The 5,535-nt window shown below is 74.6% G+C and carries 2 protein-coding genes; one reads left to right on the top strand and one right to left on the bottom strand.

Annotated features, from left to right (window positions below):
• Positions 1 to 137: 137 nt before the first annotated feature.
• Positions 138 to 3,047: a glycosyl hydrolase gene (locus ACJOT3_RS32030; protein ID WP_406976877.1), complete on the bottom strand. Its 2,910-nt coding sequence runs from the start codon at positions 3,045 to 3,047 to the stop codon at positions 138 to 140.
• A 240-nt stretch (positions 3,048 to 3,287) separates the two neighbouring features.
• Between ACJOT3_RS32030 and ACJOT3_RS32025 the strand changes: the two genes are divergently transcribed.
• Positions 3,288 to 5,453 (top strand): RecQ family ATP-dependent DNA helicase, encoded by a 2,166-nt coding sequence (locus tag ACJOT3_RS32025; protein ID WP_406976876.1) that lies wholly within the window; start codon positions 3,288 to 3,290, stop codon positions 5,451 to 5,453.
• The last annotated feature ends 82 nt before the right edge of the window (positions 5,454 to 5,535 follow it).

Here is a 5,535-nt window from a genome sequence, read left to right as displayed (position 1 = left end):
AGTGGGGCTTTATGACCCCTGTCGGCGGGCGGATGCCGGTGCTGCGGTCGGCGGTGCGGCCGGGGGCGCGGGGGGCGGGGGCGGGGGCGGGGCGGACCCCACTCCGGAAGCGGGCCGGAGCGGGGCCGCCGCGGTCGTCAGCTCCCGAAGGGGACGGTCAGGGTGGCACCCCCGTCCGCGCCGGTCCGCACGCCGGACTCGGCCGCGCCCAGGGCGCTCCAGATCCGCAGGCGCACGGTCCCGCCGTCGAGGTCGGCGAAGGAGCCGGAGGCCGAGGACGGGCCCGAGCCCTGCGTGTAGGACTCCCAGCCGGTGACGTCGTTCGTGGCGAAGTAGGGGTAGGTCTCGGTCCGGTCGACGGTCCCGTCGCCGTCGAAGTCGTACTCGACGCGCACCTGGACGGCGTTGCCGACCGCGTTCCCGGAGTCCACGGGCAGGGAGAAGGCGGTCTCCCCGCCGTCGAAGGAACCGCTCACACCGGTCAGTTCGAGCACCACCGCGTCCGCCGGCGGGTTCCCGTCGCGGTTGACGCCGCCGGCGCCGGGCACCGTGATGAGGCCTTCGGTGCCGGGCGCTTCGGTCGACAGGCCCGAGCCGCTCGGGTACAGGACGCCGTCGCCCAGGTCGCCGCCCCCGGGGTCGGGGGAGGGGTCGGGGCTCGGCGACGGGTCGGGGCCGCCCGGGTCGCCCCCGCCGCCCTCGCCGACGGTGGAGGCCAGGGTGCCCGGGGCCACCTCCAGTTCGGTGCCGTCGGAGAACGTGACGGTGATCGGGGAGGTACCGGGGTTGAACGCGGTGTAGGCGCGCCCGTCGCCGTTGGAGAACACCGCGTAGTGGGCGGTGTCGGCGGTGACGGAGGCGTCCACGGTGCCGACCTCGGCCAGCGTGGACACCCACTGGTAGGTGTGCGGCTTGGAGCCGCCCGCCTCCGGCTCGTAGGTCTGCCACTGCGCCTCGAACGCGGCCAGGGCGGCGTCGCCGTCCGACAGCGCACGGTGCGCCCAGTGGATGTCGCGCCAGATCTCGGGCTGGCGGCCCAGGCGGTCCACCAGGGAGTCGTACATCGCCCCGGCGTGCGCGGGGTCGTGGCCCAGGTAGAGGGACCCGGCGGTGATGGGCAGGTAGTTGATGCCGTAGTGCTCCTCGTCGCCGCCGTCCCACCAGATGCGGTAGTCGCCGCCGTCGCCCCAGACCATGCCGACCACGTCGTGGTCGTACGCGTCGGGGAAGGTCTCCCCGCCGTGGTCCTGCCAGTAGCGGGTGACGGTGGAGGCCTGGGTGGTGTGCAGGAAGACGCCCAGGTCGCGCAGTTCCTCGTCGCCCGTCAGCGCGCCGAACAGCGCGGTGGAGGAGGCGAAGTGCATGCCCTCGGAGGAGGACTCCTGGTTGTTGCCCGCGGCGAACCCGGCGTGGCCGGAGGCCCAGCCGTGCCCGGCGTAGGGCGAGAAGGAGCGCAGGCGCGGGAAGAGGCCGTCCTCGGTGGCGGCCACGTCGTCGATGAGCATGCGGACCATGCCGCCCCAGTTGTCCTCGGCCGCCCAGTCGCGGTCGTAGCGGGCGATGGTGGCGGAGGCCGAGACCAGGTATCCGTAGTGGAAGTCGTGGTCGTTGAGCTCGGTGGTGGCGCCGAAGCTGTCCGGGTAGCCCAGGAGGGTCCCCCAGTCGGCCTCGTAGTGCAGGCCGCGGCTGCCGCCTGCGGTCAGCCAGTCCTCGACGCGCCCCTTGAGCAGGCCCAGGAGCTCGTCACGGCCCTCGGTGTAGCCGATGGAGTCGGCGATGGGCACCAGCTGGGCCAGGCGCCCCATGGCCTTGCCGTCCCAGTAGGTGTCGCCGGGGGAGGGGAAGTGCGCGTCCTCGTCGAGCACCTCGTCGATGAGCAGGCGCATCCGGTCGTGGTCGGCGGAGTCGACGGTGGGCAGGCTCGGCAGGATGCCCTGCGTGGTCAGCTCCGTGGTGAAGGAGCCGCCCAGGGCCACCCGCATCTCCCCGCGCGGGGAGGCGTAGGACAGGCCGGCGACCTCGTCGTCGCTGTTGTCCCAGTGGTGCGGGTACATCGCCAGGACGGTGCCCTCGGTGTCGCCCTCCAGCGCCTCGGTCTGTACCCGGTAGGTGCTGGTGAGGGTGGCGGCCGCCTCGTCGTAGTCGTACTCGACGACCGAGCCGGTGACGGCGGAGTGGGCGTAGGGCGCGAAGTCGTCCAGGGCGTCGGGCGAGGGCAGCAGCGCGACGGAGTAGTGCCCGCCGTTGCCGGTGGGCGCGGTGAAGGTGTTCCCCGAGCGGGACCACGGGGACCCGGTGGGCGAGAACAGGGCGTAGTGGTTGCCGTTGACGGTGGCGCCGACCGTGGAGCCGTCCTCGTGCCAGACGTCCGGGGGCGCGGTGAAGGCCACCCGGGCGTCGCCGCCGTCGGTGCGGGCGTGTGCGAAGGGCAGGCCCTGGCCGATGGTGATGTCGACGGTGGGGCCGCCGCCGCTCCAGCGGGCGGTCACGGTCCAGTCGCCGCTGTCGGCGACCCGGGTGTCGGGGGAGTCCAGGCCGACGGCGCCCAGGGAGAGGTCGGCGGTGTGCGGGAACTCGTACTTGAGGCCGTCCGCGACGAGCAGGGGCTCGCGGGGGTGGCCCATCTCCAGGCCCCCGGAGTGGGGGCGGTAGGTGGCCGGGTGGGCGTAGAGGTTCTCGCCGTAGGGGTTGTCCGGGTAGCGCTGGAAGATGAGGGAGGACCACCACTCGTTGGTGGGGGCCGGTCCGTCGAAGTCGGCGGTGACCTTGGGGTCGACCGGTGCGCCGTTGAGGTCGGAGGGGCCGGTGGCGCCGGCCGGGAGGGCGTCGTCGTAGCTCCCGGAGCCGACCGGGACCAGGGCCGCCGCGGCGGCCGAGGGGGCCGCGCTGGAGCCGGTGACGAGGGTGGTGACGGTGAGGACGGTCGCGCCGCCGATCGCGAGCGCCGCGAGGGCGGCGGGGGTGCCGCGGCCGGGGGAGCGGCGGCGGGAGGGGGTGGGGGAGGGTTCGGGGGATTCGGGGGAGGGGGGTGGTCGGTGGTCGTCCATATTCAGGTGCGCCTCTCTGGGGTTCAGCGGGGGGTTCGCGCATGGGAGCGCTCCCATGCGTGAGGAACCGTGTCCAGAGTGTGCGCAAGGCGGGATGTGAGCGCAATGGAGGAAACTTCGAAAGTTTCTGTTTTGTTACCGTTGTCGACTCCCGGGTCCGGTCGAGGACACTGGTCCGTGGCGTGAATCGGGGCTGTGGACAACGGCCCGGGCGTCGGCGGGCTCTGGTACCAAGGAACCATGGCCACCACCCCTGACCCCACCCCCACCACCGACCCCGCCGCCGCGGAACTGCGCGAGAGCGCCGAGGCGCACCTGCGCGCCCTGGCCGGGGACTCCGCCCGGCTGCGCGAGGACCAGTGGACGGCGATCCACGCCCTGGTCGCCGACCGGCGCCGGGCCCTGGTCGTCCAGCGCACCGGCTGGGGCAAGTCGGCGGTGTACTTCGTGGCCACCGCCCTGCTGCGGGCCCGGGGCGCGGGACCCACCGTCATCGTCTCGCCGCTGCTGGCCCTCATGCGCAACCAGATCTCCGCCGCCGAGCGCGCCGGCATCCACGCCCGCACCGTCAACAGCGCCAACACCACCGACTGGCAGGCCGTCTACGCCGACGTGGAGGCGGGGGCGGTCGACGTGCTGCTGGTCAGCCCCGAACGCCTCAACAACCCCGAGTTCCGCGACCGGGTGCTGCCCGAGCTGGCCGCCGGGGCCGGACTGGTCGTCATCGACGAGGCCCACTGCGTCTCCGACTGGGGGCACGACTTCCGCCCCGACTACCGGCGCATCCGCTCCCTGCTGCTGGACCTGCCCGACGGCGTCCCGGTGCTGGCCACCACCGCCACCGCCAACGAGCGCGTCACCCGCGACGTCGCCGAGCAGCTGCGCGCCGGGGCCGACCGGGACGAGACCCTCGTGCTGCGCGGGGCCCTGGACCGGGAGAGCCTGCACCTGTCGGTGGTGGACCTGCCCGAGCCCACCGACCGGCTGGCCTGGCTGGCCGAGCAGCTGCCCCGCATCCCCGGCTCCGGGATCGTCTACACCCTCACCGTCGCCGCCGCCGAGGAGACCGCCCGGTTCCTGGCCGAGCAGGGCATGGAGGTGCGCTCCTACACCGGGCAGACCGACCCCGACGAGCGCCGCGCCGCCGAGGACGACCTGCTCGCCGACCGGGTCAAGGCGCTGGTCGCCACCAGCGCCCTGGGCATGGGATTCGACAAGCCCGACCTGGGCTTCGTCGTGCACCTGGGCGCGCCCTCCTCGCCGATCTCCTACTACCAGCAGGTCGGCCGCGCCGGGCGCGGTGTGGAACGGGCCGAGGTGGTGCTGCTCCCCGGGCGCGAGGACACCCGCATCTGGGAGTACTTCGCGAGCCTGTCCTTCCCGCCGGAGGAGACCGTGCGCCGCACCCTCGACGCGCTGGCCGAGGGCGGGCCGCTGTCCGTCGCCCGCCTGGAGACCCGGGTGGACCTGCGCCGCAGCCGACTGGAGCAGATGCTCAAGGTCCTGGACGTCGACGGGGCGGTGCGCCGGGTGCGCGGCGGCTGGGAGGCCACCGGGCAGGCCTGGTCCTACGACGCCGAGCGCTACGAGGCGGTCGCCAAGGCGCGCGAGACCGAGCAGCGGGCGATGCTGGACTACATCGCCCTGGACACCTGCCGGATGGAGTTCCTGCGCCGCCAGCTTGACGACCCGGAGGCGACCGCCTGCGGGCGCTGCGACAACTGCACCGGCCGCACCTGGGAGACCGGGGTCGACCCGGGCCGCCGGGAGGCGGCCGCCGCCCACCTGGACCGCCCGGGCGTGCTCATCGAGCCGCGCCGCCAGTGGCCCACCGGCATGGACACCCTGGGGGTGCCGCTGTCGGGGCGGATCAGACCCGAGCTCCAGGCGGTGCCGGGCCGCGCCCTGGGCCGGTTCACCGACATCGGCTGGGGGGCCGAGCTGCGCGCCCTGCTCGCCGAGGACGCCCCCGAGGCCCCGGTGAGCGACCGCGTCCTCCAGGGGCTGGTGCGCGTCCTGGCCGCCTGGGACTGGGAGCAGCGGCCGGTGGGCGCGGTGGTCATGCCCTCGCGCACCCGGCCACGGATGATCAACGACCTGGCCGAGCGCCTGTGCGCCCTGGGCCGCCTCACCCCGGTGGGCTCCCTGGCCTACGCCACCCCGGAGGGCCCGGGGGAGCGGCGGCACAACAGCGCCATGCGCCTGGCCCAGGTGCACCGCGCCCTGGTCCCGGCCCCGGGCCTGGCCGAGGCCCTGGCCGACCTCCAGGCCGACGCACCGGGCCCGGTCCTGCTCATCGACGACCACACCGACACCGGATGGAGCCTCACCGTCGGCGCCGCGATCCTGCGCGGGCTCGGCGCCCCCGCCGTCCTCCCCCTCACCCTCGCCACCACCGGCGGCTGATCCGAGCCGCGCGCCCGGGCGCACCCCGGGCGCGCGAACGTGCCGGGAGGAGCGCCCGGGCCGTCACCCGCTCCCGGCCGCT

Source organism: Nocardiopsis protaetiae (genome assembly GCF_045446735.1).
Lineage (GTDB): Bacteria > Actinomycetota > Actinomycetes > Streptosporangiales > Streptosporangiaceae > Nocardiopsis > Nocardiopsis protaetiae.
Note: the sequence above shows the minus strand (reverse complement) of the source record. Positions and strands in the feature narration are given on the sequence as shown.